This window comes from Pandoraea thiooxydans (assembly GCF_001931675.1).
Classification (GTDB): Bacteria; Pseudomonadota; Gammaproteobacteria; order Burkholderiales; family Burkholderiaceae; genus Pandoraea; species Pandoraea thiooxydans.
Genome location: NZ_CP014839.1, coordinates 1,497,046 through 1,522,631, shown reverse-complemented (window position 1 = coordinate 1,522,631; position 25,586 = coordinate 1,497,046). Strand labels below are relative to the sequence as shown.

At 64.7% G+C, this 25,586-nt stretch carries 25 protein-coding genes; 15 read left to right on the top strand and 10 right to left on the bottom strand.

Annotation, left to right across the window (positions count from 1 at the left end):
* Window positions 1-714: 714 nt before the first annotated feature.
* The 6 genes from PATSB16_RS06915 to PATSB16_RS06890 all read left to right on the top strand — a co-directional run bounded on the left by PATSB16_RS06915 (window position 715) and on the right by PATSB16_RS06890 (window position 9,211).
* Window positions 715-2,028: an HlyD family secretion protein gene (locus tag PATSB16_RS06915; protein WP_047213368.1), complete on the top strand. Its 1,314-nt coding sequence runs from the start codon at window positions 715-717 to the stop codon at window positions 2,026-2,028.
* Window positions 2,025-3,338 (top strand): hypothetical protein, encoded by a 1,314-nt coding sequence (locus PATSB16_RS06910; RefSeq protein ID WP_418303886.1) that lies wholly within the window; start codon window positions 2,025-2,027, stop codon window positions 3,336-3,338. Before PATSB16_RS06915 ends, PATSB16_RS06910 begins: the two co-directional genes overlap by 4 nt.
* Before the next feature lie 12 nt (window positions 3,339-3,350).
* Entirely contained in the window at window positions 3,351-5,312 is a 1,962-nt protein-coding gene (locus tag PATSB16_RS06905; protein ID WP_047213366.1) for a glycosyltransferase family 2 protein, read from the top strand.
* Window positions 5,313-5,349: 37 nt separating this feature from the next.
* Window positions 5,350-6,888 carry an efflux transporter outer membrane subunit gene (locus PATSB16_RS06900; RefSeq protein ID WP_047213364.1) on the top strand — a complete coding sequence of 513 codons (1,539 nt, stop codon included), beginning with the start codon at window positions 5,350-5,352 and terminating at the stop codon, window positions 6,886-6,888.
* A gap of 48 nt (window positions 6,889-6,936) precedes the next feature.
* Window positions 6,937-7,827, top strand: a complete 891-nt coding sequence (gene galU / locus PATSB16_RS06895; RefSeq protein WP_047213363.1) for a UTP--glucose-1-phosphate uridylyltransferase GalU — start codon at window positions 6,937-6,939, stop codon at window positions 7,825-7,827.
* A 178-nt stretch (window positions 7,828-8,005) separates the two neighbouring features.
* The gene (locus PATSB16_RS06890; protein WP_047216341.1) at window positions 8,006-9,211 is read left to right on the top strand and encodes an MFS transporter; all 1,206 of its coding nucleotides are present in this window, start codon (window positions 8,006-8,008) and stop codon (window positions 9,209-9,211) included.
* A gap of 81 nt (window positions 9,212-9,292) precedes the next feature.
* On the opposite strand, the gene PATSB16_RS06885 is transcribed toward PATSB16_RS06890, so the two are convergent.
* Entirely contained in the window at window positions 9,293-10,324 is a 1,032-nt protein-coding gene (locus PATSB16_RS06885; protein ID WP_047213361.1) for a cation diffusion facilitator family transporter, read from the bottom strand.
* Between the two features lie 79 nt (window positions 10,325-10,403).
* Here PATSB16_RS06885 and PATSB16_RS06880 point away from each other — a divergent pair, with 79 nt between their 5' ends.
* Entirely contained in the window at window positions 10,404-10,739 is a 336-nt protein-coding gene (locus PATSB16_RS06880) for an ArsR/SmtB family transcription factor (RefSeq protein WP_206093674.1), read from the top strand.
* Window positions 10,740-10,760: 21 nt separating this feature from the next.
* Here the strand turns inward: PATSB16_RS06880 and PATSB16_RS06875 are convergent, their stop codons facing one another.
* From PATSB16_RS06875 to PATSB16_RS06855, 5 genes are all read right to left on the bottom strand, one after another.
* Window positions 10,761-11,414: a dihydrofolate reductase family protein gene (locus tag PATSB16_RS06875; RefSeq protein WP_047213358.1), complete on the bottom strand. Its 654-nt coding sequence runs from the start codon at window positions 11,412-11,414 to the stop codon at window positions 10,761-10,763.
* Window positions 11,411-11,764 carry a YciI family protein gene (locus PATSB16_RS06870; RefSeq protein ID WP_047213357.1) on the bottom strand — a complete coding sequence of 118 codons (354 nt, stop codon included), beginning with the start codon at window positions 11,762-11,764 and terminating at the stop codon, window positions 11,411-11,413. The genes PATSB16_RS06875 and PATSB16_RS06870 overlap by 4 nt, the downstream gene beginning before the upstream one ends.
* Window positions 11,765-11,833: 69 nt before the next feature.
* The gene (locus PATSB16_RS06865; protein WP_047213355.1) at window positions 11,834-12,265 is read right to left on the bottom strand and encodes a VOC family protein; all 432 of its coding nucleotides are present in this window, start codon (window positions 12,263-12,265) and stop codon (window positions 11,834-11,836) included.
* Between the two features lie 129 nt (window positions 12,266-12,394).
* Window positions 12,395-13,693, bottom strand: coding sequence for an RNA polymerase sigma factor (locus PATSB16_RS06860; protein WP_083566709.1), 1,299 nt, complete (start codon window positions 13,691-13,693; stop codon window positions 12,395-12,397).
* A 145-nt stretch (window positions 13,694-13,838) separates the two neighbouring features.
* On the bottom strand, window positions 13,839-14,480 hold the full coding sequence (locus PATSB16_RS06855; protein ID WP_047213353.1) for an FMN-dependent NADH-azoreductase: 642 nt from the start codon (window positions 14,478-14,480) through the stop codon (window positions 13,839-13,841).
* Between the two features lie 103 nt (window positions 14,481-14,583).
* Between PATSB16_RS06855 and PATSB16_RS06850 the strand changes: the two genes are divergently transcribed.
* Complete coding sequence (locus PATSB16_RS06850; RefSeq protein WP_047213351.1) at window positions 14,584-15,468, top strand: LysR family transcriptional regulator; 885 nt, start codon at window positions 14,584-14,586, stop codon at window positions 15,466-15,468.
* Between the two features lie 120 nt (window positions 15,469-15,588).
* On the opposite strand, the gene PATSB16_RS06845 is transcribed toward PATSB16_RS06850, so the two are convergent.
* A complete protein-coding gene (locus tag PATSB16_RS06845; protein WP_047213350.1) occupies window positions 15,589-16,410 on the bottom strand; it encodes an SDR family NAD(P)-dependent oxidoreductase in 822 nt (273 codons plus the stop codon).
* A 133-nt stretch (window positions 16,411-16,543) separates the two neighbouring features.
* Between PATSB16_RS06845 and PATSB16_RS06840 the strand changes: the two genes are divergently transcribed.
* A complete protein-coding gene (locus tag PATSB16_RS06840) occupies window positions 16,544-17,494 on the top strand; it encodes a GlxA family transcriptional regulator (protein ID WP_047213349.1) in 951 nt (316 codons plus the stop codon).
* A 30-nt stretch (window positions 17,495-17,524) separates the two neighbouring features.
* Here the strand turns inward: PATSB16_RS06840 and PATSB16_RS06835 are convergent, their stop codons facing one another.
* The 3 genes from PATSB16_RS06835 to arsS form a co-directional block, all read right to left on the bottom strand.
* Window positions 17,525-18,424 (bottom strand): NAD-dependent protein deacetylase, encoded by a 900-nt coding sequence (locus tag PATSB16_RS06835; RefSeq protein ID WP_047213347.1) that lies wholly within the window; start codon window positions 18,422-18,424, stop codon window positions 17,525-17,527.
* Window positions 18,425-18,429: 5 nt separating this feature from the next.
* A complete protein-coding gene (locus tag PATSB16_RS06830) occupies window positions 18,430-19,557 on the bottom strand; it encodes an aminotransferase class V-fold PLP-dependent enzyme (protein ID WP_047213346.1) in 1,128 nt (375 codons plus the stop codon).
* Window positions 19,558-19,783: 226 nt separating this feature from the next.
* Window positions 19,784-20,755 (bottom strand): arsenosugar biosynthesis radical SAM (seleno)protein ArsS, encoded by a 972-nt coding sequence (gene arsS, locus PATSB16_RS06825; protein ID WP_047213344.1) that lies wholly within the window; start codon window positions 20,753-20,755, stop codon window positions 19,784-19,786.
* Window positions 20,756-21,111: 356 nt separating this feature from the next.
* Here arsS and PATSB16_RS06820 point away from each other — a divergent pair, with 356 nt between their 5' ends.
* Genes PATSB16_RS06820 through PATSB16_RS06795 form a run of 6 tightly spaced genes read left to right on the top strand, consistent with a single transcriptional unit; the run spans window position 21,112 to window position 25,583 of the window.
* A complete protein-coding gene (locus PATSB16_RS06820) occupies window positions 21,112-21,702 on the top strand; it encodes a sigma-70 family RNA polymerase sigma factor (protein WP_047213342.1) in 591 nt (196 codons plus the stop codon).
* Window positions 21,696-21,896, top strand: coding sequence for a zf-HC2 domain-containing protein (locus PATSB16_RS06815; RefSeq protein ID WP_047213341.1), 201 nt, complete (start codon window positions 21,696-21,698; stop codon window positions 21,894-21,896). The genes PATSB16_RS06820 and PATSB16_RS06815 overlap by 7 nt, the downstream gene beginning before the upstream one ends.
* Before the next feature lie 46 nt (window positions 21,897-21,942).
* Window positions 21,943-23,310 (top strand): MFS transporter, encoded by a 1,368-nt coding sequence (locus PATSB16_RS06810; RefSeq protein ID WP_047213339.1) that lies wholly within the window; start codon window positions 21,943-21,945, stop codon window positions 23,308-23,310.
* Window positions 23,311-23,328: 18 nt separating this feature from the next.
* Complete coding sequence (locus PATSB16_RS06805) at window positions 23,329-24,219, top strand: S-methyl-5'-thioadenosine phosphorylase (RefSeq protein WP_237170314.1); 891 nt, start codon at window positions 23,329-23,331, stop codon at window positions 24,217-24,219.
* Entirely contained in the window at window positions 24,212-24,958 is a 747-nt protein-coding gene (locus tag PATSB16_RS06800; RefSeq protein ID WP_047213336.1) for a TIGR04283 family arsenosugar biosynthesis glycosyltransferase, read from the top strand. Before PATSB16_RS06805 ends, PATSB16_RS06800 begins: the two co-directional genes overlap by 8 nt.
* The gene (locus tag PATSB16_RS06795; RefSeq protein WP_047213334.1) at window positions 24,942-25,583 is read left to right on the top strand and encodes a TIGR04282 family arsenosugar biosynthesis glycosyltransferase; all 642 of its coding nucleotides are present in this window, start codon (window positions 24,942-24,944) and stop codon (window positions 25,581-25,583) included. Before PATSB16_RS06800 ends, PATSB16_RS06795 begins: the two co-directional genes overlap by 17 nt.
* Window positions 25,584-25,586: the final 3 nt, after the last annotated feature.

Here is a 25,586-nt window from a genome sequence, read left to right as displayed (position 1 = left end):
GCGAAAAAAGCCATAGACGTCTGTTTGACGGCATCCCTCACTCATTCTTTAGCCCCATAGGTTTGTTTTTTTTATGTATTTCCGCAATCCCCGCCACAAGCACCGTGCCGCAGGTCGGTCGAGTTTGCCGGTCAACTTTGCCGATCGATTCAATCGCTTCGACAGTGCTGCGCAACCCGCATCGCCGCAAGCATCTGTCGAATGAAACGCTGTTTGTTACAAAACGTAAAACCCGCGGCGTGCCAGCACCCGAAATATTGCCATCGATTGATTCAACCGGTTGATATTTTGTTGTTCTAACAATGCATTGCAATCCACCAAAAGACTGATAATTTCCGTCAATTCATTCATGGAATTAAAATAATATTTAGTAAATCTAAATACATTTACATATCTTTACAGCATCACAAAATCCTTTTGATTAGTCTTACATCGCCGACCGGGAATTCGTAATGCCCCGGCAAACGTTATTCCGTGATTTCACGGCCATTCATCGCCGCAGTCGAGCCAAACGCCGCGCACAGCGGCCAGGCCTCGGCCCAGGCACCCGTCATCGTGTCCGAGCGACCGCCGCCGGAGCGGCGCCGCGCCACCTTCAGCGCGCCGCAGTGCCGATGACGCAGTAAACGACGAATCGCAGCGCCCGAGCCGACGCGCCGGGCGCGGGTCCGATATTGACGCGGCACTCGGCCAGAAACCGGCAAAGAGGAAACTATGCCCAATGAATTGGAAAAGGTAAGCCGCCTGCAAGCCCAGGACATCCTGCTGGCCAGACAGGCAAGCCCACTGGAAGTACCCACGGTCAACCGATGGCGCGTCATACCCCGCGTGGCCGGCTACGGCGTGGCTCTGCTGATTGTCTGGATGCTGCTCTCGATGATGCTGCCCACGTTGTTCTCGCACAGCTCCGAGCGCGCCGTAATCGACGCACCGGTCAGCCTGGTTACCACACCGGCCGATGGCATCGTCACCGCCCAGCAGGTCAAGGTCGGTAGCCAATTCCATGCGGGCGATACCTTGATGACGGTACAGAATCCGAATGTCGATCGCTCGCTGTTGGTCGACCTGACCGGCAAGCAGCTCGACAACCAGCAGCACTACGATGCCGCCAAGGCCAAGCTCGCCGCCGATCAAACCCTGCTGGCAACCACCAATGACGAGATAACCAAATACCAGGCTGCGCTGCAACGCACGCATTCCACCAACGAGCAAGTGCTGGCATCGCGAGTGGCAATGGCAAAAGCACAGGTCGATCATCAGGAAACCATCGTCAACCGCAACCAGGCGCTGCAATGGGCGGGTGCGGTCAGCCAGGCATACACCGACTCGTCGCGCAGCCAATTGGCGGTGCTTCAGAGCAACGAGCAGCAAGCCCAGGCCGAGTTGCAGAACGCGCGCAGCGAGAGCGCGGCGGTCCGCCACAAGGTTTTCAATGGGGCCTCCGACGGATCCGTGGCGACGCTGATGCAACGGCGTGACAGCCTCAAGGCCGAGATTGCTCAGCTCGACGCCCAGCTATCCCAGTATCAGAGCGCCGGCGATCAAATCAACGCCCTGATTGCCAAGGAACAGGACCGCCTCGATCGCCTGACCAACATGCCGATCAAGGCGTTCGACAGCGGCGTGGTCGAACAGGTGCTGGCGCCGCCGGGCACGCGCGTGGCAGCCGGGGCAACCCTGATTCGCGCCACCAATTGCGACGACTCGCGCGTGGTTGCGGTATTTCCGCGCAGCTTCAGCGATGCCCTGTTGCCCGGCTCGCCGCTGACCGTGCACGTCGATGGCGTGGCCGGCCCGCTCAAGGCGACGGTGGCGCAGATCCTGCCCAGCGCGCCGGCCGGCGAGCAGGCGCGTTACCTGGTGCCATTTCCGCCGGTTGAGAAAAATGAAATCTATCTGATCGCCAAACTCGACAAGCCGCTGCGCCTGGGCAATGGCGGCTCGCCGCAGAGCACTTGCGCGATGGGACGCTGGGCCGAGGTCAACGCCGGCAAGTCTTGGTGGAACCATTTGAGCACCCTGCTGTGACAGCCGCCGCCCTGCGCGCCTTGCCCGCGTTCCTGGCACTGGCCGCCGCGCTCGCCTGCCAGCCCGTGTTTGCCGCTTCGACCACGTCGACCACGCCGCCCGCGGCCCGCCCGGCTGCGCAGGCGCAATTGCTGAGCGAAGGTTGCCGCACGCTCGCGGATGAAGTCGCTGCCGTGCCCGGCCACGGCCCGCTGTTTCTGCAAAGCTACCGGGCCGCGCCAGGCCAGCCGCCGCTGGCGCCCGCCCTGCGCCACGCCGCCTTCGTGTACGACAACGCGCTGGCCGGCATCGCGCTGCTCGCGTGCGGGCGCACAGGCGATGCACGCCGCATTGCCGATGCCCTGGTCGATGCCAGCGGGCACGACCGCTACTACCATGACGGCCGCTTGCGCAACGCCTATCGGGCCGGACCGCTCGGACCGGGCCCGGCGGCCCTGCCCGGCTGGTGGGACGCCAAAAGCCGCCGCTGGTTCGAAGACGGTTACCAAACCGGCACGGCCACCGGCAACGTCGCCTGGGCCGCGCTGATGCTGCTGGCGGCCTATCACGCCAGCCACGACCGGCGCTACCTCGACGCCGCAGCAAAAATGATGGGGTGGGTCGACAGCACGGTGTACGACGCCACCGCGCCGGCCGGCTACAACGGCGGCTATTTCGGCGAGGAGCCCACACCGTTGCGGCAAACCTGGAAATCGACCGAGCACAATGTCGACGCGTATGCGGCATTTCACTGGCTGGCCCGCCTCACCGGGCAGGCACGCTGGCGCACCGCGGCAGACCGTGCGCGCGGCTTCGTCGCCGCGATGTGGCAGGGCCCGTCCGGGCGCTTCGTGATCGGCACCCAAAACGACGGGCACACGCTGAACACCGCCCCCTCCGCGCTCGATGCGACGTTGTGGCCGCTGATCGCCATTGGCAACGCGCCACCCGAATGGGAGCGCGCGCTCGCATGGGCCAAGAGGCATCACCGCATCGACGGCGGTTACGGCTTCAAGGCCGACCCCGACGGCCTTTGGACCGAGGGCACCGGACAGGCCGCACTGGTGCTGCAACTCACCGGCCACCCCGGGCAGGCCGCGCCGCTGTGGCCGATCCTGCTGGCGCAGCGCTCGCCGGCGGGGTTGCTGTTCGCGACCCCCGAGCAGCGCATCAGCACCGGCCTATCGATCGGCCCGACCTCGAAAACCAACGATTTCTACTATTTCCACCTGCCGCATCTGGGCGCAACCGCCTGGGCGGTGCTCGCGGCCGCACGCTGGAATCCATTCGTGCCGCAAAACGCTCGCCCCGCCGTCGCAACTTCGCCATGAAGGAAGCCAACGATGTATCAACTCTACTTCGACAATCAGACGCTGCTCGACATCAATTTCGGCACGCTGCTTTTCGTGATGCTGCTGGGGCTGCTGGGCGACCGCCGACGCATGGCGGACCGCGTGCTCTATGGCAGCGTCGCGGCGCTGTTGCTGGGCAATTATCTGGTCTGGCGCGCCACGCAAACACTGCCCGATTTCACGCTGACCTTTCCCAGCGTATGGGCCTATGCGTTCTTCGGCTTCGAAGCCATCACCGTGGCGTACACCCTGCTCTCGGCCCTGATTCTGGTGCGCACCAGCAATTACACGCCCCGTGCGGACCGGGCCGAAGCGGCGCTGCGCCGGCGCAACGACCTGCCGGCGGTCGACATCTTCATTGCAACCTATAACGAAGGGCTGGAAATTCTCGAGAAGACCATCGTCTCGGCCATGGCGATCGATTACCCGAACTTCGTCGTGTGGGTGCTCGACGATACGCGGCGGCCCTGGCTCAAGGAATTTTGCGAGCAGGTCGGCGCCAACTACCTGACCCGCCCCGACAACGCGCACGCGAAGGCCGGCAATCTGAACAATGGCCTGCGGCAAACCGCATTGCAGAGCAACGCGCCATACATCATGGTGCTCGACGCCGACTTCGCGCCGCACAGGAACATCCTGATGCGCATCGTGGGCCTGTTCGACGAACCGAAAGTCGGCCTGGTCCAGACGCCGCAGTTCTACTACAACGCCGATCCGATCCAGTACAACCTGCGTTCGACCGAGTGCTGGGTCGACGACCAGCGCGCCTTCTTCGACGTGGTGCAACCGGCCAAGGACGCCTGGGGCACGGCGTTTTGCATCGGCACCTCGTTCGTGGTGCGGCGCGACCTGGTCAATCTGATCGGCGGCTTTCCGACCGGCACCGTCACCGAGGACATTCACCTGACCTACCGGCTGCTGCGCCATGGCTACATTACCCGCTGGCTCAACGAGCGGCTGAGCGTCGGACTCTCGGCCGAGGGCTTGCCAGAATTCATCAGCCAGCGCAGCCGCTGGGGACTGGGCACCATCCAGGTCGCGCTGACCGCCGACGGCCCGCTGCGCGGCAAGGGCTACACGTTCACCCAGCGGCTGCACTACATCCACGGCATGATGCTGTGGCTGAGCCGCCCGTTCACCCTGATGCTGTTGGCCGGCCCGCTGCTGTACTGGTATTTCGGCACACCGACCATCTACAGCTCGCCCACGCAGTTCCTGGCGTATGGCCTGCCGGCGCTGATCGCTTTCTGGGGCTATAGCATCTGGATCACCGGCTCGCGCGCGCTGCCGATATTCACCGAAGTCACGCAGATCGCCTCGGCGCTGACCGTCACGGCCACGCTGGCGAGCGCCATCGTCAAGCCCTTCGGCCGCCCGTTCAAGGTCACCAACAAGGGGCTCGATCGCTCCAGGCTGATCGTGCACGGCAAGCTGGCGTTGTTCTATATCGCGCTGATCGTGCTGTCCGCGACCGGATTGATACGGGCATTCCTGAGCGACCCCGACGCCCCCGGACTGGTGTTCAACACGGTCTGGACCACTGTTGCGCTGCTGCTCTACCTCGGCTCGATGCTGGTGTGCATCGAACTGCCGCGGCCGCGCCGCGAGGAGCGGTTTCCGTATCGCGCGTCGGTGCGGGTGCGCGTGGGCAATAACGAATTCGCCGGCATCTCGACCGACCTGTCGTGCAACGGGGTAGGCGTACGCAGCACACAGGCCGGCGTGATCCCGCTGCATGGTCATGGCGCGGTTTGGCTCGCACCGATCGGTTGGATTCCATGCCGTATCGCGCGCCGCCAGGGCGATCTGATCGGGATCGAGTTCAAGCTCGACATGACGATGCGGCACAAACTGATTCGCCTGCTGTTCGGCGCGCCGCCGCACAACGTCGCCAACACCGCGCGGCCCCGTCTGGCGCTGTCTCGCCTGTTGCGGCGCACCTTCTACGGCTGACGGCACGATTTCCATTACTTTCCACGACGCTCTTCCCATGCATAAATCCTGCTTATCCCTGCTTTTGGCCGGCACGCTCGCGGCCTGCTCGCTCGAGCCTCGCTATCAGCGGCCAGCCGCGCCGGTGCCGCAGGCGTGGCCAAACGGCCCGGCCTACCGGATCAAGCCGATGGGCGAGCCGCCCGGCGCGCCCGGCAGTGTGCCGACGGCCTCGCGGGCGGCCGCCGACATCGGCTGGCAACAGTTCTTCGTCGACCCGCACCTCAAGCAGTTGATCTCACTGGCCCTGGCGAACAACCGCGATCTGCGCATTGCCGTGCTCAACATTCAGAAGGCACGGGCCCAATACGGCATCCAGCGCGCCGTGCAATTCCCGACAATCAACGCGTCCGGCGGAGAGATCAGCCAACGTCTGCCGGGTTCGCTGCGCGCACCGGGCCAACCGGCGCTGGTCAACGAGTACACCGCCGGCATCGGCTTCAACGCATTCGAGCTCGACTTCTTTGGTCGCGTGCGCAGTCTCAAGCATGCTGCCCTGCAGTCTTACCTTGCCACCGAAGCCGCGCAGCGCAGCGTGCAAATCAGTCTGGTCGCGCAAGTGGCCGACGCCTACCTGACGCTGCAAGCCGATCAGGCGCTGCTCAAACTCTCCCAGGACACCTTGCAGAGCCAGCAGCACGCCAGCACACTGGTCAGCCGCAGCAAACGCGCCGGCGCGCTGGCCAACCTCGACATGCAGCGCGTGCAGACCCAGGTGGACAGTGCGCAAGTGGCGGTCGAACGCTATACGCGGCAAGTCGCGCAGGATCGCAACGCATTGCAATTGCTGATCGGCGGTCCGCTGCCGGCCGACTTGCCGCAGACCGGCACCTTCGCCGAACAGCCCGCATTCGAGACGTTGCCTGCGGGCCTGCCTTCCGATTTGCTGGAACGGCGTCCCGACATCATCGAAGCCGAACACCGGCTGGAGGCAGCCAACGCGAACATCGGCGCGGCCCGCGCGGCGTTCTTCCCGTCCATCACGCTGACCGGCGCACTGGGTCTGGCCAGCACCAGTCTGGCCAGTCTGTTCAGCGCCGGCATGGCCTGGACCTTCGCGCCGCAGATCAGCGTGCCGATCTTCGATGCCGGCAGCAACCAGGCCAAGCTCGACGTGGTCAAAGTGCAAAAGCGTATCGAAGTGGCCACTTACGAGAAAGCCATTCAGACCGCCTTTCGCGAAGTGGCCGACGACCTGGCCGCACGCGGCACACTGACACGTCAGGTCGCGGCCCAGCAGGATCTGGTCAAGGCCGCGCGCAAAACCTACGATCTGTCGAACCTGCGCTTTCGCGGCGGGCTCGACGACTATTACATCGTGCTCGACTCGCAGCGCTCGCTGTTCAGCGCGCAGCAGGATCTCATCACCATGCGCCTTGCCGAGCTGACCAACCAGGTCAATCTGTACAAGGCGCTCGGCGGCGGCTGGAGCGCGGCCACACCGCCGCTGGCGGCCGCGTCCGCGGCACCGCCTCAGCCGCCCGCGGCCGCCCCGCCGGCCACGCCCTCGTCCGGCTCAATGCCGCAGCCTCGATAACACGTTCCACACGCACCGCGCTTGCGCGCCACAAAAGGACCTCCAGCCATGCTTAAAGTCACCAAAGCCGTTTTTCCCGTCGCCGGTCTCGGCACCCGCTTTCTGCCGGCCACCAAGGCCAGCCCGAAAGAGATGCTGCCGGTGGTCGACAAGCCGCTGATCCAATACGCGGTCGAAGAAGCGGCCGCGGCCGGTATCACCGAGATGATTTTCGTCACCGGCCGCAACAAGCGGGCTATCGAAGACCATTTCGACAAGGCCTATGAACTGGAAACGGAATTGGAGGCGAACGACAAGCAGACCCTGCTCAACACGGTGCGCTCGATCAAGCCGCCGCAGATGGCATGCGTCTATGTGCGTCAGCCCGAGACGCTGGGCCTGGGCCACGCGGTGCTGTGCGCCGAGACCCTGGTGGGCGACAATCCGTTTGCGGTGATTCTTGCCGACGACCTGATCGCCGGCGAGCCGCCGGCGCTCTCGCAAATGCTCGAGGCGTTCGATCACTATCACAGCTCGGTGCTGGGCGTGGAGGAAATTCCCCGCGAGCGCACCCGCGCCTACGGCGTGATCGACGGCAAAGCCTGGGACGACAGCATCATCAAGCTCTCCGGCATCGTCGAGAAGCCGGCTCCGGATGACGCGCCGTCCAATCTCGGCGTGGTCGGCCGCTACGTCCTGATGCCCACCATCTTCCGGCATCTGCGCCGGCTCAAGCCCGGTGCCGGCGGCGAACTGCAGCTCACCGATGCGATCCAGACGCTGCTGCAGGAAGAGCAGGTGCTGGCCTACCGCTATCGCGGCACCCGCTACGACTGCGGCAGCAAGGTGGGTTACCTGAAGGCGACTGTCGAATACGCGCTGCGCCATCCGGAAGTGCGTGAGGAATTCACCGAGTACATCCGGCAGATCGCTTTGCCGGCCGACTTGATCGGGGCCTGAGCAGACGGCAGCGCCGGCCCGGCGGGAAATTCTTCGCCGCGGCGCATCACGGGCGGCGGCTCAGCGGTTACCATTACAACGTTTTTCCATATCCGCTGCCGTCCCGCCGGCCGCCGAGGCCCGTGGCAAACGCGCCGAACGCGGCGCGGCGGCCGCCATCCTTTTGCCGATCACACCGATGTCGACCGAGTCGCGCGCAAGCGTTCTACAGCAAATTCCACGCAGTGTCTGGGTGTTGGGCTTCGTCAGCCTGTTCATGGATATTTCATCGGAAATGATCCATAGCCTGCTGCCGATGTTCCTGATGGCGGGCCTCGGTGCCAATGCCGCCACCATCGGGCTGATCGAAGGCCTGGCCGAAGCGACCGCGCCGATCGTCAAGGTATTCTCCGGCACGCTCAGCGATTACCTGCGCAACCGCAAATGGCTCGCCGTCACCGGATATGCATTGGGCGCGCTGAGCAAGCCGCTGTTCGCGATTGCCCCGAGCGTCGGTTTCGTGGTGGCCGCGCGTGTGACCGACCGGGTCGGCAAAGGCATTCGCGGCGCCCCGCGCGATGCGCTGGTCGCCGATCTCACGCCGCCGCAGTTGCGTGGCGCGGCGTTCGGCTTGCGCCAGTCGCTCGACACGGTCGGTGCGTTTCTCGGCCCGCTCATGGCGGTTGCCGTCATGCTGCTGTGGGCCGACAACTTCCGGCGGGCCTTTTGGCTGGCGGTGATCCCGGGCGCGCTGGCCGTCGCCCTGCTTGTGCTGGCGGTCAAGGAGCCGGCGCACGAGTCCGGCGACAAGCGTGTCAACCCGATCCGGTGGGACAGCGTCCGTGAGCTCCGCGCCGCTTACTGGTGGGTGGTCGCGGTCGGCAGCATCTTCGCTTTGGCGCGTTTTAGCGAAGCCTTCCTGGTCTTGCGCGCGATGGGAAGCGGTGTGCCGATCGCCATCGTGCCGCTGGTGATGGTCGCCATGAACGTCGTGTACGCGCTGTCCGCTTATCCGTTTGGCAAGCTCGCCGACGTGATGAGCCACGCCCGGCTGCTGATCGCCGGCCTCGCGGTGCTGATCGCCTCCGATGTGGTGCTCGCGCACAGCGCCCACTGGAGCATGGTGTTAGTGGGCGTCATGCTGTGGGGACTGCATATGGGGATGACGCAGGGACTGCTGTCGACCATGGTCGCGCGCGTCGCACCGGCCCGCCTGCGTGGCACGGCCTTCGGTCTGTTCAATCTGCTCAGCGGCCTGGTGACGCTGGTGGCCAGCGTCATCGCCGGCAGCCTGTGGGACCGCGTCGGCGCCGCGGCAACCTTTTACGCCGGCGCCGGCTTCAGCCTGTTGACCATCGTGCTGCTGTCGTTGGTGCGCAGCCCCGCAGCGCACACGCACCCCTGAGCCGCGCCAAGGCCAGCGCAGGCAATCGGCAAACACCGCGGCCGGCAGCGCACATTGCAATCGGTGGGATCGTCGTCACACTCAGTGACACTTTTTGCCGGCCTGGCCGGCTTCACCGGTGCTCGCGTCGAGGCATGCGTCCTCTTCGACCTGCACCGTGACGTGCTCGATGTTGAAGCGCTCGGTCAGGCGCCGCCGGACCGCCGCGACCACTTCGCGCGACGGCGCGCCCGGCGCCGGATGCACGTGCAGCGTGAGCAAATGCCGCTCGCCGGTGATCGACCAGGCGTGAATGTGATGCGCGTCGGCGACCTCGGGCACGTGCCGCTCGAGATCGGCCTTGATGTCGGCCAGACTCATGCCCTCGGGCGTGCCCTCGAGCAGGATATGAGCGGAAGATTTAACGATGCCCCAGGCGCTTTTGAGGATGATCACAGCGACGAAGATCGACAGCAGCGGATCGATCGGCGTCCAACCCGTCGCGAGAATCACGCCGGCGGCAACGATCGCCGCGGCCGAGCCGAGCATGTCGCCCATCACATGCAGCCAGGCGCCGCGCAGATTCAGGTTTTCGCGGTTGCCGGCATGCAGCACCAGGAACGCGCCGATATTGGCCGCCAGCCCGACCAGCGCGACGATCAGCATGGTCTTGCCGACCACCGGCACCGGCGCGGCGAAGCGCTGGATGGCCTCGATCACGATCCACGCCGCAATCACAAATAGCGCGCAACCGTTGACGAATGCCGCAAGTATCTCCAACCGCTTGTAGCCATAGGACAGCTGCGCGGTCGCCGGACGCCGCCCGTAATGAATCGCAAGCCAGCTGAATCCGAGCGCGGCAGCGTCGCTCACCATATGGCCGGCGTCGGCCAGCAGCGCCAGCGAGCCGGACAGCAAGCCCCCTGCGACTTCGACGCACATGAACGCCGCAATGATGACGAAGGCCCAGCCGATGCGCCGCTGATCGGCCACGCCGTGCAAATGATCATGTCCCGCGTGGCTGTGTCCTGCATGACTGTGCCCGGTGTGGCCGTGGCCGGCATGCCCATGCGCGCCATGCTCGTGATCGTGCGGCGCGCCCCTGGCATGGTCGTGGTGATGAGGGTGTGACATCGAAAAGCTCTTGGCTGAATGGCGAATACGTTATTATATACACATATAAACACATGTTGATATGAAAACCGGAGTTGCCATGAATGCCGCCGATCTGAGCGACGACCAAGTGGTGGAGTTGGCTGAAATGTTTCGGCTCATGGGCGATCCGAGCCGGCTGAAAATCATCGCGGCGTGCTTGAGCGCGCCGATGTGCGTCTCGGACATCGCCGCCAAGCTCGGCCTGTCGCAACCGCTGGTCAGCCATCACCTGCGCCTGCTGCGCGCGGCACGGGTATTGCGGGCAGCGCGGCGCGGCAAGCAAATCTTCTATGAGGCGGCCGACGACCACGTCAGGCGCATGATCGACGACATGGCCGACCACGTTTGCGAGCATCCGCCGGCCGATCTGGACGACGCCTCGCGCGAGCATTGACGCCGGCCGCCCGCCTGCCGCCTAGCGCCTGGTGAACACAACATGCGTCGCATGCGCGGTGGCGACGTGTTCGCTGCGCTCGAACCCCAAGGCCGGCAGATCGAGATCGCCGAAAAAATGCTCACCCCGGCCGAGCAGCACCGGCGCAATTGCAAAATGAATCTCATCGACCAGACCGGCGCGCAAATATTGTTGAATCGTGGCGACGCCGCCGCCCAGACGTACGTCCTTGCCGGCCGCCACTTCGCGCGCCCGGGCCAGGGCCTCGTGAATCCCGCCCGTGACGAAATGGAACACCGTACCGCCCTCCATTTCGAGCGGCGCCCGGGCATGATGGGTCAATACGAACACGGGGACGTGATACGGCGGATTGTCGCCCCACCAACCTCGCCAGGCCAGGTCGGGCCATGGCCCGCGGATCGGGCCGAACATATTGCGCCCGAGAATCCAGGCGCCGACATTGTCGAAACCGCGAGCGGCGAAATCGTCGTCGATGCCGGTGCTGCCGGTGCTGGCGCCGCCACCGCCGTGCATGCGTTGGAAAGTGCGTGTGCCGAACACCCACTCGAACAGAGCGAGGCCGCCGAGACCGACCGGGTTTTCGGCATCCTGACAGGGGCCCGCGCCGTAACCATCGACGGAAATGGAGAAAGCATTGACGCGCAATTTGCTCATGCGAGGTCTCCGGTTTGATCGACCGCGAGCGGGCGCACCGGCCGCACCTCGACACTACCGTATTTGGCCGGCGGAATACCGCTGGCAATCTGGATGGCTTCGTTCAGATCTTTCGCGTCGACCAGATAAAAGCCCGCCAATTGCTCTTTGGTTTCGGCAAACGGCCCATCGTATAGCGCGGTTTGCCCGTTACGCACCCGCACCGTGGTAGCGGTGTCGACAGGGTGCAGCGGCTCGGCCGCCAGCAGGCGCCCGCTGTCGGCCAGGCTTTGGCCGTAGGCGGCGCACATTGTGTCAGGACAGGCGTCCCAGTGTTCCTGATCGAGATAAACGAGGCACAAATATTTCATGACGTCTCCGTGTAGGCTTGCAACGGCAGCAAGGATTGCGGCGCCGCCCGGGTGCCGCACCTCGCACACTCAGATAGGCAGATTTTCGCCATTGACGATCCAGGGCGTGCCGAACCTGTCGACCAGCATGCCCCAGGTCTTGGCCCAAAACGCCGGCTGCATCGGCATCGTCACGGTGCCGCCATCGGCCAGCGCGTCGAACACGCGCTCGGCTTGTTCGACGGTGTCATAGTTCAGCGTCAGCGAGACACCCTTGATGCCCTCATAGGGCATGCTGGGCGGGCAATCGCCGGCATACAGCGCGCCCATGCTATCGCCGCCCTCGAGCGCGAGGCGCGCGTGCGCGATGAGCGACAGGCTCTCCTTGGGCATCTGGGCGCACATCGGTGAATCGCCGAACGTCATCATCAATTCAAGCTTGCCGCCCAGGGCACGCTCGTAGAATTTCATGGCGTCGGCGCAATTGCCGTTGAAAGACAGGTAAGCGATCGGCTGAGGCATGACCGGTTCTCTCCATTTGGATAAAGTGACAAAAGCCGGTTGGCCTTTGTACTCTCTAGTCGAATGGCAAACGGTGAAATCGACACTCTCCGAAAATATTTTTCCGAGCGATTTTTTTGCAACCGCCCGCTATGCCTGCAGGTCTCTCAGGCGCTTGAGCAGAAAACGCTTTTCCGGCGCCTGTTGCGCCAGCGCCAACGCCGCCTCATAGGCGATGCGCGCCTCGGCCGGCCGGCCCTCGCGCCGCAACAGGTCGGCCTGCGCGGCATGGGCCAGGTGGTAATTGCGCAGTGCGTCATGGCTCAGCAGCGGCGCCATCAGCGCCAGCCCTGCGGCCGGGCCATCTCGCATGGCCACCGCGACGGCGCGATTGAGGGCTACGACCGGCGTCGGCTCGAGACGCAGCAGTGCATCGTACAGGCCGACAATCTGAGCCCAATCGGTGTCGCGCGCATCGCGCGCCTCGGCATGCACCGCGACGATGGCCGCCTGCAGGCAATAGGGACCAAAACCTCGCCCGGTGAGTGCCGCCTGCACCAGCGCGCACCCTTCTTCGATCAGCGCGCCGTCCCATCGCGTGCGGTCCTGCTCTTCGAGAGGGATCAAGTCGCCGTGCACGTCGGTGCGCGCCGCGCGGCGCGATTCATGCAGCAGCATCAGCGCCAGCAATCCCTGCACTTCGGGGTGGGGTTGCAGCGCGACCAGCATGCGCGCGAGCCGGATCGCCTCGCCCGACAAATCGGGGCGCACCGCGCTCTGACCGGACGATGCGCAATAGCCTTCGTTGAAGACCAGGTATATCACCCGCGACACGCTTTGCAGCCGCGCCGGCAATTCGTCGGGCCCGGGCACTTCGTAGGGAATACGCGCCGCGCGAATCTTGGCCTTGGCCCGCACGATACGCTGTGCCAGCGTCGCGGGGGCGAGCAGAAATCCGCTTGCGATGGCCTCGGTGGTCAGTCCGCAGACCTCGCGCAGGGTCAACGCGATGCGCGCCTGCTCCGACAGACTGGGGTGGCAGCAGGTGGCGATGAGCCGGAGCTGGTCATCCTCGAGCACCTCGGCCGGCGTATCGAGATCGGTTTCGTCGGGCAGGTTTTCGGCAAATTCAGCAACATCGCTCCACGGTGTGAAACGCGCCTGACGCCGAATCTGATCGATCGCCTTGAAGCGCCCGGTCGAGACCAGCCACGCTATCGGACTGGCGGGCACGCCCTCCTGCGGCCAACGCTCGGCGGCCGCGGCGAACGCATCATGCAGTGCGTCTTCGGCCAAATCGAAACTGCCCAGCAGACGCACCAGCGTGGCAAACACCTTGCGGGCCTGGTCCCGGTACAGCCGATCGATCGTCTCGCGCACCTCCGGCGGCGCTGCGCCGTCGGCCTGGAGCGCCTGGCCGGCGGGCGCGCCGCTGGATTTGAGCGTCATGTGCTTTCCTGGTAATGGCGGCATCCGACGACGAAGTCCGGACATGCACGCCGCGCGATGATTTTCGTCCCCGCCAGGCAAACACGCAACCGTCAGGCTCGGCTGGCCGGGCCGGCGATGCGATGCCGCCCGCGCCCGGCCCCCATCAATCGCTGAGGGTCTCCGCCAACTGCCTTGCCTCCTGAATCGCGCACAAACGGGCGCCGCGATCGATATCGCTGCCGAACAGGGTTTTTTCGACGGTCACCGCGTGTACTGTCGAGACGCCGACGAACTTCAACCATGCTTCCAGATAGGGGCGCTGAAAATCGAAGTTCTCTGCCGGCGTGATTGACTGCGCCGAGTAATCCAGGCCGCGCGCGTAGACCGTCACGGCTGTCTTGTCGCGCAGCAAACCGTCGAAGCCGCGCTCGGGGTCAAAGGCGAAAAGCAGATCCTTTTGCGAGACCAGATCGATGAAGTGCTTGAGTTTATAAGGGATGCTGAAATTCCACAGCGGTACCGAAAACACCAGCACGTCGGCCCTGTGCAGGCGACTGGCAAGCTCGCGCAAGGTCGACCAGGCGGCCTCCTGCGGCGCGCTCAAGGCCGCCCCGGAGAGTCCGGCGTACTTGGCCTGCATTGCGTGTTCATCGAATTCCGGCAGTCCGCAGCCCCACAGATCGAGCGTGTCGATCTCTGTCGCAGGCCGTCTGGCCAAATATCTTGTGATGAACGCATCGGCAACTTCAAGCGAAGCCGATCGATCCTTGCGGGGGGAAGACTCAATGTGCAAGAGCGTCGTCATGGTGTGCCACCTATCGGGAAGAGGACAACCAAGTCATTGCAACATATTTTCATTCGATATATAAACAGTATATTTTTATCAAATTAATCTTGAAACAAAATATATGTTAGACCCCCTGCTGCTGCGCAGTTTTGTTGCCGTGGTCGACGAAGGCGGTTTCAGCAAAGCCGCTGCGCATCTGAACCTGACCCAGTCGGCCGTCAGCGGCCATCTGCACAGGCTGGAAGAGCAAATCGGCAAACCGCTGCTGCGGCGTACGACCCGTTCGGTGGAAATCACGCCGGACGGCGAACGCCTGATCGGTTACGCCCGCGCGATTCTGGCGTTGAATCGCGATGCCTTGGCCGAGTTGACCCGTGCGCCGTTCCAGGGGCGCATCCGCCTGGGTGTATCGGAGGATTTCGCCGAGTTGCCGCTGTTGCGCGTACTGCAGACTTTCGTCGATCGGCACTCGGGGGCCGAAATCGACGTGCAGGTCGGCATTCCCGGCGCGCTGCTGCCGCTGATGAAGCAAGGCACGCTCGACCTGGTGATCGGTTCGCAGTGCGAGGCTCGCGAGCCAGGCCGGCTGCTGTGGCGCGAACCGCTGGTGTGGGGATGGTCGGCTCAGGCCAGTCGCAATCTGCCGGCGCCCTTGCCGCTGGCCTTGTTTCCCGAGCCATGTCCTTACCGCGAGGCCGCCCTGGCGCGCCTGGCCCAGGCGGGCATGGCCCAGCGCACCGCAATGGTGTGCACCAGCATGGCCAGCCTTCGCGCGGCCGCGCAAGCCGGCTTCGCGCTGGCCCCGATGCCGGCCAGCCAGATCACGCCCGAGCTCGTCGTGCTGAACGCCGAGCAAGGCCTGCCGGTTCTGCCCGATGCGGAATTCCGGTTATTCGCACCGGCTGTCAGCGAGCGAACGATGTTGCATCTGCTGATCGAGGCCATCATGCAAGGCTGTGTGGGGCGGTGGGCCGCGCCGCGCAAGCGCGGCAAGGCCCCGGCGTAGCCGGCGAGGCCGCCGGCCTTCATTGCCGAATTCGCGAAGCTCGGCCTGTACCGGCTGTCGAACCGGCTCGATGAACGCGCAGCATCCCGCCGAAATCTGGCCGAGCGATGCTCGGGTGCATCACGCCACTCTACCTACCCCATAACGCGCCGCCGGCACCGAGCGCGACAGGTTCGGTCCGAGCGCGACGCGGGCCGATTCGAAAGCTTGCCAATGGGCTGCGTCGGGCAGCGACGGCACGGTTGCGAACTCGCCCAGGTCGAGACCCGCGAGCGCGGCATCGACGAGGTCTTCGGCGCTCATGACAATCTCCTGCGGCAAGTGATCGACCGGTTGACCGGCAATGTCCCAGAACTCCGTGCGAGTGGCGCCTGGCAGCACAACCTGCACACGCACGCCGCGCGAGGCGAGTTCATGCGTCAGCGATTGGCTAAAGGCAAGCACGAAGGCTTTGCTGCCGCCATACACGCCATTCAGAATCTCGGGCGCCACTGCAACCATCGAGGCGATATTGACGATGGTGCCACCACCGCGCGCGACGAATTGCGGGGCAGCCGCATACGTCAGGCGCATCAGCGCCGTCACGTTCAGATCGATCATCGCGTGCATGCGATCGACGTCGGCCTGGAGCAGCGGCCCGGCGCCGCCGATACCCGCGTTGTTCACCAGCATCGTGATGCTGGCGTCGGTACGCAATATCTGCTCCGCGCGCCGCACGCCCTGTGGCGCGCCGAGATCGACGGCGATGACTTCGACCGAGCGGCCGGTCGAGGTCGTCAGGCGCCGGGCCAGTTCGTTGAGGCGATCCTGGTTGCGTGCCACCAGAATCAAATCGTAGCCGCGCCGGGCCAATCGGTCCGCATAGACGGCGCCGATACCGGACGACGCACCGGTGATCAGGGCGGTGCCCTGGTCCGCATTGTGTTCTGTGCTTTGGGTCATTGCATTGCTCCATGTTTGCAGTCGAGGCGGCGGCCGATCCCGTATCGGCCTGCATGACGTGGAGAATAGGCGCATAATGCGATGACTCAAATGTCATATATGCAACTTTTTGAGCCATCACATGAGGAACACCATGCTGCGCATCGGTATCGTCCTGTACCCTGGGTTTCAGGTCATGAACCTTGCCGTCTCGACGGTGTTCGAATTCGCCAACCTTGCGCTTGGCAAGCCTGCTTATGAAGTGGCGCTGCTCTCGGAGCACGGCGGGCCCGTGCCGGCATCGGCCGGATTCGCGGTGCATACGCAGCCATTCGACGAGAGTCGCTTCGATACCGTCCTGGTGGTCGGCGACAACGAAATCATCGAACCGTCACCGGCTCTCCTCGACTTTGTGCAACAGGCCGCGCGCACCAGCCGCCGCATCGGCGCAACCTGTACCGGCGCGTTCAATCTGGCCCAGGCCGGCATACTCGACGGCCGACGCGCAACCACGCACTGGTTTTTCGCGGCGAAATTCCGGCACGACTATCCGAACGTGGCACTCGAGGAAGACCGCATTTTCATTATCGACGGCCCGGTATGGACTTCTGCCGGCATGACCGCCTGCATCGACTTGGCGCTGGCGCTGGTGGAGAAAGACTTTGGTGTCGAGGTAGCGAGGCAGGTGGCCAGGAAGCTGGTGGTTTATCACCGCCGCGCCGGCGGCCAGTCGCAGTTTTCGGCATTGCTCGAACTGGCCCCGAGGTCCGATCGCATTCAGACTGCGCTGGCCTATGCCAAGCAGCATTTGCACACAGCCCTGTCGGTCGAGCAATTGGCCGAGGCGGCCCACCTGAGTCCCCGTCAGTTCAGCCGGACGTTTCGTGCCGAGACCGGGCAATCCCCGGCCAAGGCGGTCGAGCATCTGCGTCTCGAAGCCGCACGTCTGATGCTGGAGTCGGGACGGCACCCGATCGACGTGATCGCCCGCGAGACCGGCTTCGGCGATCGCGAGCGCATGCGCCGCGCGTTCCTGCGTGCCTTCGGCCAGCCGCCGCAGGCGATCCGACGCACGACGCGAGGCGAGCACGCGCAGCCGAATTGACGAAATCGGAACAGCGGGACCGGCAGCGGTTCAGGCGTCGAGAACAGCCCCTGCCTTCTGCCCCAGGCCAAGCCGCTCGAGCAGTCCCGTCAGGGCTTCGCTGCAAGGCTGCCGCACTTTGAGCGAGAGCAGCGGATCGGCTCGGGTGTGCCCAAGATTGACCGCAGCGATCGGCTTGCCCCACTGGCTGGCCAGCACACAGAAGCGATAGCCGGAGAACACCATCAGCGAAGATCCGACCACCAGCAGCGCGTCGGCCTGCTCGAGCGCGCGCCGCGCGGCATCGACGCGTTCGAGCGGCACGTTCTCGCCGAAAAACACCACGTCAGGCTTGAGCATGCCGCCGCAGTTCCGGCATGTCGGAATACGAAACGTTTCGAAATTCTCGACTTCGAGGTCCGCGTCGCCGTCCGGCGCCGGTTCGGCCGACCGGGCAGCCGCACGCTCGGCAAAGTGCGGATTCTCTGCCACCAGCACCGCCTGGATGTCGGCGCGCGCATGGTTGGTCCGGCAAGCCAGGCAGATCACCTGCCCGATATTGCCGTGCAACTCGATCACATCCCCGCTGCCGGCGCGTTGATGCAGACCGTCGACATTTTGCGTGACCAGCTGCCGCACATGCCCCGCTTCGGCAAGGCGCGCCAACGCATAGTGCGCGGGGTTCGGCGCGGCCTGCGCCACCACCGGCCAGCCGTGCAGGCTGCGCGCCCAATAGCGCTGACGCGCCAGTGTGGAGCCAAGAAATTCCTTGAGCTGAATCGGCTGCCGTCCGCGCCAGGCGCCCGTCTCGTCGCGATAACCGGGAATCCCCGAGGCGGTGCTCAGACCCGCGCCAGAGAGCACCAGCAAGCGCGGATGGCGCGCCACGAAACCGTGCAGCGCATCCGCGGCCCGCGCGTCGTGGGTTGGAGTCGGCTCTGACGGCGCCATGAATGTCAGGCGATCGCGTCGAGCGCCTTGGCCAGCGTCGCAACGCTACGCTCGACGTGGTGCAGTTTATCGAGACCGAACAGACCGATACGGAAGGTCTTGAAATCGGCCGGCTCGTCGCACTGCAGCGGCACGCCGGCGGCGGCCTGCACTCCGGCTGAGACGAATTTCCTGGCCGACTGGATGGCCGGATCGTCGGTATAGCTGACCACCACGCCCGGCGCCTCGAAGCGGCGCGCGGCCACGCTCTTGAAGCCTCGCTCGGCCAGCAGCGCACGCACCCGATCGCCCAGCATCTGTTGCTCGGCGCGCACCTTATCGAAGCCATAGGCCGCCGTTTCGGCCATCACGTCGCGCAGGCCGATCAGGGCATCGGTCGGCATCGTCGCGTGATAGGCGAAGCCGCCCTGCTCGTACGACTCCATGATTTGCAGCCATTTACGCAGGTCGCAGGCGAAACTGGTGCTGACGGTGCCGTCGATGCGCTCGCGCGCCTGAGCGCCGAGCATCACCAGCGCGCAACACGGCGAAGCGCTCCAGCCCTTTTGCGGCGCGCTGATCAGCACGTCAACGCCGCATGCCTGCATGTCGACCCAGATTGCGCCGGAGGCAATGCAATCGAGCACGAACAGGCCGCCCACCGAGTGCACGGCATCGGCGACCTGGCGCACGTAATCGTCGGGCAGGATGATGCCCGAGGAGGTTTCGACGTGCGGCGCGAACACCACCTCGGGCTTGCCGGCCTTGATCGCCGCTACCACCTCGTCGATCGGCGGCGGCGCGAACGCCGCCTGCGGGCCGTCTTCGACCGGCCGCGCCTTCAGCACCTGGGTGGCGGCAGGGATGCCGCCCATCTCGAAAATCTGGGTCCAGCGATAACTGAACCAGCCGTTGCGGATCACCAGGCATCGCTTGCCGGTCGCGAATTGCCGCGCGACCGCTTCCATGCCGAAAGTGCCGCTGCCGGGCACGATGATCGCCGAATGGGCGTGATAGACCTGCTTCAGCGTGTTCGAGATGTCTTTCATCACCCCTTGAAACAGGGCAGACATATGATTGACCGCACGATCGGTGTACACCACCGAATATTCGAGCAGTCCGTCGGGATCGATGTTGGGCAGTAGGCTAGGCAATTTGGTCTCCAGCGAAAAGGCGTGAAAGTGGCGCAGCCGATACGGTCCGAACGCGCTGTCCGGCCGCCGACCGAGGCAGCCGCGGCTCCCCGCTGCGCCCGCGGTCCGACTCGGCCTGATGGAATCCGATTCTAGACCATTGCGACATTTCGTGGGATACACCGATCCGCCCCCGAAACGGGTTGTCCCGCGGCGCAACCGCAGCGATGGCGGCGCGCTGCCTTTTTCAACCTGCCGCGGCCAACGCGCCAGAGCAACTGCTGCCTTGCCCGGCGGTGCATCCGTAGCAGTGCTCGCCGACCTGGATCGGGTTTCCCTCGAGCGATTCGTCGAGCAGGATCGACAGCGGCACGCGGTGCCGGCCGTCCTGCACGAGCGCAATGCCCAGCATCTGATTGAAATCGCAGTCGTGCAAATACCCCTGCCAATCGACGCTGATCAGCTCCCGGCACATCACGCCGTCGAGATTGACAGCCTGATAACTTTGCTTGAGCAACGCCATATAAGACGCGAATTCGCCTCTCGACACCAAGGTGCTGCCGAACCGCTGAATCGGCATGTTCGTGATGGTGATCAAACGCGTGAAGACAATCCCGAACTGCTCGCCCAGAATGCGGCGATAGTCGGCTTCGAGCGTTTGCTGCGGCGGCGGCAACACGGGGCCCTGGGGGTTGTAGACCAGGCTCAGGGACAACCCGGATCCCGGCATGCCGTAGCCCAATGCGTTGAGCCTGCGCAGGCCGCGAAGACTCGACTCGAACACCCCGTCGCCGCGTTGCTTGTCGACGTTCTCCATCGAGTAGCACGGCAACGAAGCGACGATCTCGACGCCCTGGCCTGCCAGGAAATCGGCCAAGGTTTCGTGCCCAGCGACTTCGAGAATGGTCAGATTGCAGCGGTCGATCACATGCACGCCCACGGCCCTGGCCTGCGCGACCAGCCAGCGAAAGTTCGGGTTGAGCTCAGGCGCGCCGCCGGTCAAGTCAAGTGTGCCAACGCGATGTTTAGCCAGTACCGCCAGCACGGTGTCGATCACCTCCCGGCTCATGGTTTCGGTGCGGTGCGGGCCTGCCGCGACATGACAATGCACGCAGGACTGGTTGCAGCGATACCCGAGGTTGACCTGCAGCGTCTGGAGCGCGCGGCGGCGCAGCGCGGGGAAATCCGTTTTTTGCAGCAGCGGGAATGTATTGTGCATGGCTGGTTACCGGGCGAAGGTGAAGATCCATCTCTCGTTTGACGGGCCAGACGCGGCTTTCTTACACCGGCGCGGCAAAGATCCCCGGCCGCTTTGCATAGCTTTTCACGGTTTTGCCATGGCCGCCAGCGCCCCGCCATCGGCCGGTCGAGCGAAGTACCGCCATTTTTGCGCGCACTGTAATAAACCCTGGGCATCCTCGTCCAATAGGCAAGCGGGTGGGCTGCGTCGCCGGTCGGCGCGGCATCTCGACACACGGGGCACCGACAGTATCATGGTCGGGCGCGCAGCGGCGGCCGATGGTTCCGCCGCCGATCGGGTGATTCGCAAACGCCCTCCCTTCACCACTCTGATCCATGAACGATTTGGCAGGCGAAGATCCTTATCATGAACTTTCCGGGCTGCGGCGGGACATGCTGCGTTTTGCCGAACTGCAATTACGCGATGTGGCCGCTGCCGAAGATGCGGTCCAGGACGCCATGGTAGCGGCCATGGCGCGCATCTCGACCTTCGAGGGCCGCGCGCAGATCAGCACCTGGCTGTTCGCGATCCTGAAGAACAAGATCATCGACATCCTGCGCGCGCGCTCGCGCTTCGTGCCCCTGGAGATCGACGTCGACGACATTCCCGAAGACACCTTCGACGGGTTGTTCGACGACCGGGGCCACTGGGCGAAACACGAGCGCCCCGCGGCCTGGGGCGATCCGGTAGACGCGCTGTCTCGCCAGCAGTTCTGGGTGGTATTCCAGGCTTGTCTGGATCGCCTGCCCGTCAATACAGCACGCGTTTTCATGATGCGGGAGTTTCTGGGGCTCGGCGTCGACGAGGTTGTCGCCCAGCTGGGCATCTCGAAAACCAATTGCGGCGTCATTTTGCATCGCGCCCGCATGACCTTGCGCGTGTGTCTGCAAACGCGCTGGTTCGACACCAAGGAGCCCACATGCTGAGCTGCAAGGAAGCGACCCGCCTCGCCTCGAAATCGCTCGACGAAGCACTGACCCCGGCCGAGCGCGCCAGCTATAAATTTCATTTGATGATGTGCCCGGGTTGCCGGCACTTCCGGCAAAACCTCCTCTTTTTGCGGCAAGCCGGCGAGCAGGCCAAGCCGATGCCGCCTGCTGACACGGCGCCCGCCGAATAGCGTTCGAGACACGCCAGACAGCGCCAACCTCCGGAGACACACGCCAATGAATCTGCTTTTCGCCCGGCTCGATCGGGCCAGCTGGAACAAGGTACACACCGCCATCACGATCGCGCTGGGCGTGGGCTGGCTGCTCGACGCCTTCGAGGTGACCATCGTCAACAACGTGATCGGGGTGTTTCGCGACCAATGGCATCTGAGCAATCTGCAGGCGTCCTGGGTGCTCAGCATCTGGTTTGTCGGTATCATGTTCGGCGCCTACGTGTTCGGCTATCTGGCGGACCGCTTCGGACGCAAGCGGCTATTCGTCGTGACCCTGGCAATGTACGGGACGTTCACGTTCCTGACGGCCTTTGCCTGGAACTACCCGTCGCTGATGGTGCTGCGCCTGCTCACCGCAATCGGCGTGGGGGCCGAATATGCGGCGATCAACGCGGCGATCAGCGAATTCATTCCGGCCCGCCATCGCGGCAAAACCAACGCCACGGTGATGAATTTCTGGTCGCTGGGAGCGATTCTGGCGGCACTCGTCACGCTGTTCCTGATCAACCGGCTGCCGCCCGATGTCGGCTGGCGCGCGGCGTTCGGCTTCGGTGCGCTGATCGCGCTGTGCGCCGGGCTGGCGCGCCGCTATATTCCGGAGTCGCCGCGCTGGCTGGCGGCGCACGGCAATCTGAACGAGGCCTCGGCCGTCGTCGAGCAGGTCGAACAGGGCCGTTTCGACTCACGTGCCAGAGGCAACGGCCGGCCCAGGCAAGCAGCCAACACCCCCGATCGCGCAACCTTCTGGATGCAAACGCGCGAATTGATCGAGCGTTATCCGTGGCGGCTGGCGCTGGGCAGCCTGCTCGACTTCTCGGAAGCGGCCGGCTACTACGGATTGTTTGCCTTTCTGGCGCTGTTCATTTTGCCGGCGGTGCATGTCAGTACGCATTTCGTGCCATGGTTCTACTTGATCGGCAACGTCGGAGCCCTGCTCGGCGGGGTAACCGTCGCGCTACTGCTCGATCGCGCGGGCCGCAAGCTGACTGTGCCGATCGCCTATGCGCTGGCCGCGGCAGGCGTTTTACTGATGGCCGCGGCGACCCAGACGCACGACTGGCGCTGGGTTCTGGCCGCCTTTACCCTGGCCAACCTGTTTGCCACCGGCAGCTGGATCTCGGCGTACCCGACTTTTTCCGAGATTTTCCCGACCCATTTGCGTTCGACCGGCATCGGCCTGTCGGTCGCCGTGGGACGCCTGGGCGCGTTCGGCGCGCCGCTGGCGCTGACGGCGGTGGCAACCCATTTCGGCATGATGCCCGCGCTAATGCTGTTGGCCTCGTTCTGGCTGATCGGCGCGCTGGCCATGGTGCCCTGGTATTTCAGGGGGGTCGAGGGCAAGGGCGTGCCGCTCGAAGCAATGTGCCGATGAGCGCGTTCGAACCCGTTCATGCAACCACAAAGGCGCAATATGGAGCAGATTGATTTCGGCATCATCGGCGGCAGCGGCCTGTATCGCATGGCCGAACTTCAGGACATCGAGGAAATCACGCTCGACACCCCGTTCGGGCCGCCATCGGATGCGCTCATTACCGGCCGGCTAGGCCGCGCGCGCGTGGCGTTCCTGGCGCGCCACGGCCGCCATCACTCGCTGCTGCCCGACGAGGTGCCCTACCGCGCCAATATTCATGCACTCAAACAACTCGGGGTGCGCTACCTGATCTCGGTATCGGCAGTCGGCTCCCTGCAGGAGGCGATCCGCCCGCTCGACATGGTGCTGCCCGATCAGTTCATCGATCGCACGCACCGGCGCGAGCAGACTTTCTTCGGACAAGGCATCGTCGCGCATATCGCTTTCGCCAAGCCGGTTTGCACGGCACTCGCCGACCTGATCGCGACCGCCGCCGCCCAAGCCGCACCCGAGGTTCGCCTGCACCGGGGCGGCACGTATGTTTGCATCGACGGGCCGGCGTTTTCGACCTATGCCGAGTCGCAGTTATTCCGCAGCTGGCAGGCATCGGTCGTCGGAATGACCAATCTGCCCGAAGCCAAGCTCGCGCGCGAAGCCGAAATTGCCTATGCGACCCTGGCACTGGTGACCGATTACGATTGCTGGCATCCGACCCACGAGAGTGTGACAGTCGAGTCGGCCATCGCGAACCTGGGGCGCAATGCAGCCAACGCCCAGCGAGTCATTTATCGTGCCATCGAGTTGCTGGCCGACGCGCCGCTGGCATCGGCCGCGCATGATGCGCTGCGCACCGCGCTGGTTACACCGCTGGCCGACGCGCCGGCGCAGACCAAGGCGCGGCTGGCCGCACTGCTCGCCAAATATGAATAAGACGTCAATCGCTCTGTCGATCGTCGTGCCGGTACTCAATGAGGCGAGCGGCATCGCCGTCGTGCTGCGCCGGCTTGCGCCGCTGCGCGCGCTGGGCGCCGAGATCATCGTGGTCGACGGCGGCAGCGACGATGCGACCCGCGAGCTGGCGGCGCCTCATGCCGACAAACTGGAGCGGGCGCCACGCGGCCGTGCCGCGCAGATGAACGCCGGCGCTGCCTTGGCACACGGCAACGTGCTGCTGTTTCTGCATGCCGATACCCTGTTGCCCGCCGGTGCCGACCGACTGGTAAGCGCCGCGCTGTGCGACGGAACCCGTGTCTGGGGCCGCTTCGACGTATGCATCGAGAGCCGCCATCGGCTATTGCACGTGGTCGCGGCAATGATGAACCTGCGCTCCCGGATCACCGGCGTGGCGACCGGCGATCAGGCCATCTTCGTCACACGCCTCGCATTCGAGCAGGCGGGCGGCTTTGCGCCGATCGCGCTGATGGAGGACATCGCACTGAGCAAGCGCCTCAGGCGCATCTCGCCGCCGGCGTGCATCGACACGCCGGTCATTACCTCGGGGCGGCGCTGGGAGACTCGCGGTGTGTGGCGCACCATTGCACTCATGTGGGGACTGCGCCTGGCTTACGTTTGCGGCGTGGCACCGGCCACGCTGGCGCGCTGGTATGGCAGCCTGCCGGTAGCCCCGGCCGCGCCCAGGGAGCATCAAGCCGATGGTCTTTCCCGCTGACGGTCATATCGCGGTGTTCACCAAGCCGCCGGTCCCAGGCCTGGTGAAAACGCGCCTGGTCGCCGCGCTCGGTGCCCACGGCGCGGCCGCGATGCATGAGCACCTGCTGGTTCGCACGCTGCGCACGGTCACCGGTACCGGCGCTTCGGCTTCGCTATGGATCGCCGGCGACACCGCCGACGCGGCCCTGCGCGCATGCACCGACGAGTTCGCCCTGCCGGTTCATCGGCAAACCGGCGACGATCTCGGCCAGCGCATGGCTGCGGCACTGCGCGCCTCGCTCGGCACTTACCGGCGCGTTTTGCTGATCGGTTCGGATTGCCCGGTGCTGACGACCGCGCACCTGCATGAAGCGGCCGACCGACTTGACCATGACACGCCGGCGGTATTCATTCCGGCCGAGGACGGCGGCTATGTCCTGGTCGGTGTTTTCGCCACGCCGGACGAGCACCTCGCCACGCTGTTGCACGCCGCTTTCCACGACATCCCATGGAGCACCGCGCATGTCATGCGCATCACCCGCGAGCGCCTCGCGGCCGCGCGCGTTCACTGGGCCGAACTGCCGCCGCTGTGGGATATCGATCGTCCCGAAGATCTCACTCGCTTGCGCGACACGCTGCGCTAGCGG

Excerpts from the sequence above, each read along its gene's own strand:
- PATSB16_RS06915 (WP_047213368.1), top strand. The coding sequence starts at position 715 with ATGCCCAATGAATTGGAAAAGGTAAGCCGCCTGCAAGCCCAGGACATC.
- PATSB16_RS06905 (WP_047213366.1), top strand. The coding sequence starts at position 3,351 with ATGTATCAACTCTACTTCGACAATCAGACGCTGCTCGACATCAATTTC.
- PATSB16_RS06900 (WP_047213364.1), top strand. The coding sequence starts at position 5,350 with ATGCATAAATCCTGCTTATCCCTGCTTTTGGCCGGCACGCTCGCGGCC.
- galU (WP_047213363.1), top strand. The coding sequence starts at position 6,937 with ATGCTTAAAGTCACCAAAGCCGTTTTTCCCGTCGCCGGTCTCGGCACC.
- PATSB16_RS06890 (WP_047216341.1), top strand. The coding sequence starts at position 8,006 with ATGTCGACCGAGTCGCGCGCAAGCGTTCTACAGCAAATTCCACGCAGT.
- PATSB16_RS06885 (WP_047213361.1), bottom strand. The coding sequence starts at position 10,324 with ATGTCACACCCTCATCACCACGACCATGCCAGGGGCGCGCCGCACGAT.
- PATSB16_RS06880 (WP_206093674.1), top strand. The coding sequence starts at position 10,404 with ATGAATGCCGCCGATCTGAGCGACGACCAAGTGGTGGAGTTGGCTGAA.
- PATSB16_RS06875 (WP_047213358.1), bottom strand. The coding sequence starts at position 11,414 with ATGAGCAAATTGCGCGTCAATGCTTTCTCCATTTCCGTCGATGGTTAC.
- PATSB16_RS06870 (WP_047213357.1), bottom strand. The coding sequence starts at position 11,764 with ATGAAATATTTGTGCCTCGTTTATCTCGATCAGGAACACTGGGACGCC.
- PATSB16_RS06865 (WP_047213355.1), bottom strand. The coding sequence starts at position 12,265 with ATGCCTCAGCCGATCGCTTACCTGTCTTTCAACGGCAATTGCGCCGAC.
- PATSB16_RS06860 (WP_083566709.1), bottom strand. The coding sequence starts at position 13,693 with ATGACGCTCAAATCCAGCGGCGCGCCCGCCGGCCAGGCGCTCCAGGCC.
- PATSB16_RS06855 (WP_047213353.1), bottom strand. The coding sequence starts at position 14,480 with ATGACGACGCTCTTGCACATTGAGTCTTCCCCCCGCAAGGATCGATCG.
- PATSB16_RS06850 (WP_047213351.1), top strand. The coding sequence starts at position 14,584 with ATGTTAGACCCCCTGCTGCTGCGCAGTTTTGTTGCCGTGGTCGACGAA.
- PATSB16_RS06845 (WP_047213350.1), bottom strand. The coding sequence starts at position 16,410 with ATGACCCAAAGCACAGAACACAATGCGGACCAGGGCACCGCCCTGATC.
- PATSB16_RS06840 (WP_047213349.1), top strand. The coding sequence starts at position 16,544 with ATGCTGCGCATCGGTATCGTCCTGTACCCTGGGTTTCAGGTCATGAAC.
- PATSB16_RS06835 (WP_047213347.1), bottom strand. The coding sequence starts at position 18,424 with ATGGCGCCGTCAGAGCCGACTCCAACCCACGACGCGCGGGCCGCGGAT.
- arsS (WP_047213344.1), bottom strand. The coding sequence starts at position 20,755 with ATGCACAATACATTCCCGCTGCTGCAAAAAACGGATTTCCCCGCGCTG.
- PATSB16_RS06820 (WP_047213342.1), top strand. The coding sequence starts at position 21,112 with ATGAACGATTTGGCAGGCGAAGATCCTTATCATGAACTTTCCGGGCTG.
- PATSB16_RS06815 (WP_047213341.1), top strand. The coding sequence starts at position 21,696 with ATGCTGAGCTGCAAGGAAGCGACCCGCCTCGCCTCGAAATCGCTCGAC.
- PATSB16_RS06810 (WP_047213339.1), top strand. The coding sequence starts at position 21,943 with ATGAATCTGCTTTTCGCCCGGCTCGATCGGGCCAGCTGGAACAAGGTA.
- PATSB16_RS06805 (WP_237170314.1), top strand. The coding sequence starts at position 23,329 with ATGCAACCACAAAGGCGCAATATGGAGCAGATTGATTTCGGCATCATC.
- PATSB16_RS06800 (WP_047213336.1), top strand. The coding sequence starts at position 24,212 with ATGAATAAGACGTCAATCGCTCTGTCGATCGTCGTGCCGGTACTCAAT.
- PATSB16_RS06795 (WP_047213334.1), top strand. The coding sequence starts at position 24,942 with ATGGTCTTTCCCGCTGACGGTCATATCGCGGTGTTCACCAAGCCGCCG.